The sequence below is a fragment of the Rhodococcus sp. ENV425 genome, assembly GCF_002887785.1.
Taxonomy (GTDB): domain Bacteria; phylum Actinomycetota; class Actinomycetes; order Mycobacteriales; family Mycobacteriaceae; genus Rhodococcus; species Rhodococcus aetherivorans.
Genome location: NZ_PCZU01000183.1, coordinates 1 through 1,849, shown reverse-complemented (window position 1 = coordinate 1,849; position 1,849 = coordinate 1). Strand labels below are relative to the sequence as shown.

Sequence of the window (1,849 nt, the reverse complement as noted above, 5' to 3'; positions counted from 1 at the left end):
CGACGGTCGTCGCAGGAACCGACGAGGGTGCCGCCTCCGAGACCGACGATCTGCGGCCGCAACCACCGCTGCCGCGCCCGTCGGCGCGATACCGGCTGGCGCGGGCCGCCCGGCCCGGCAGTCGATCCTGGACCATCGTCCTTCGCCTCGTCGTGGCCGGTCCCGTCGCGGGCGCACTGGCGCTCGCGTGCGGTGTCGGGCGGCCGGACTGGGCGGTGATCACGGCGGCGATGGTGCTGCATCAGGGACCCGACCGGGTGCTGGGCAGCTACCGGGGCCTGCACCGGTTCGCCGGCACCGTCGTGGGTCTGGGCGTGCTGGCCGCGGTCGTGTGGGCCGCCCCGACGGCCGTCGCGCTCGTCGTGGTGGTCGCGGTGTTGCTCGCCGGAACCGAGGAGTACCTGGTCCGGAACTACGGCGTGGCGATGGTGTTCATCACTCCGCTCGCGCTGCTGCTCGGCGGCGCCGGGGTGCCGCACGACTTCGCCGTGGTGGCCCGCGACCGCCTGCTCGAGACGGTGATCGGCGTGCTCGTCGCCGTCGCGGTGCTGTGGGTCGTGCTGCCGTTCGCGCATCGTCGCGTGCTGCGCTGCGCCGACGCGCGGGTCGCGGAGACGGTCGCCACCATCGTGCAGGCGCGCACGGCGGGGGAGCGGACCGTCCTGCCGGAACTGCGCCGCGACCTCGAGTTCGACCTGCACGCCGCGACGACCGCCGCGATCGTCGCGGCCCACACCGAACCCGGCTGGACCCGCGACCGGTGGCCGGAGCACCGGCGGCTCCACGAGACCGGATACCGGGTCCTCGCGCACCCGGCCTGACCGGCGCGCCGGTCAGTGTGGCAGCGGCACCAGTTCCACCGGATCGCCGTCCGCCGCGCCGCGCGGCACGAGCGCGATCGCCCGTCGCCCGATCAGCCCCGCCAGGTGTGCGGTGCGGATCGCGTTGTCGCACACCCACAGTCCGTCGTCGGTCTGTGTCGCCGGCAGCAGCCGGGTGACGTCGCCGCTCACCTGCGAGGCGTTGGCGAGCGGCGCGGTCCACGGTGGCTCCGGCCGTCGTCCGGTCAGCCCGTCGACGACGGCGGGCAGCATCACCAGCAGCGTCGCGACGGCCGCGACCGGGTTGCCGGGCAGGCCGAGCACCACACGACCGTCCGGCAGCACCGCTGTCACCTGGGAACCGCCCGGCTTGCACCGGACCCGATCGACGACGATCGCCGCGCCGGCGCGGGCCAGCGCCGCCCGCAGCTGGTCGGCGGCCCCGCCGCCGGTCGCCCCGGTGACGACGATCGTGTCGACGTCGGTGGCTTCGCGGAGCAGCCGGTCGAACCCGTCGACGGTGTCGCGCAGGTGCGCCTCGCCGGCGACGGCGGCGCCGCACCACTGCACGAACCGCGGCAGGACGGGGCCGAGAGAATCGCGGGTCTGGCCGTCGCGCAGCGGCCCGTCGCGGCGGATCTCGTCGCCGGTGACGACCACGTGGACCCGGACGGGCCCGCGGACCGGCACGGCGGTCACCTCGCCGCTCAGCGCAGCGGAGACCACCGCCGGGCCCAGGGCGGTGCCCGCCTCGGCGAGCACGTGACCGGGCGCCCAGTCCTCCCCGCGACGGCGCGCGTCGTCGCGCACCGGGGCGCCGGGCATCCGGGTCACGGTGCCGTCGGTCACCTCGACGTGTTCGTCGCGCACCACCGTCGTCGCGCCGGGCGGCAGGTAGGCACCGGTGGCAATCCGCGCGGCCTGGCCGTCGTGCAGGGTGAACGGCTCGGTCGCGCCGGCCCGGTGGACCTCGGCGCGCAGCAGCCACGGACCGTCGCCGGCGACGGCGTACCCGTCCATCGCCGACA

General features: G+C 76.3%; 2 protein-coding genes. One reads left to right on the top strand and one right to left on the bottom strand.

The annotated features are described in order from the left end of the window. Nucleotides 1-821 (top strand): FUSC family protein (locus CQZ88_RS15320; RefSeq protein ID WP_146034310.1); only part of this gene is annotated, 821 nt, incomplete at its 5' end. Between the two features lie 12 nt (nucleotides 822-833). Here CQZ88_RS15320 and CQZ88_RS15315 read toward each other — a convergent pair. Beyond that, a partial coding sequence (locus CQZ88_RS15315; protein WP_258008616.1) for a molybdopterin-binding protein occupies nucleotides 834-1,849 on the bottom strand: 1,016 nt, incomplete at its 5' end.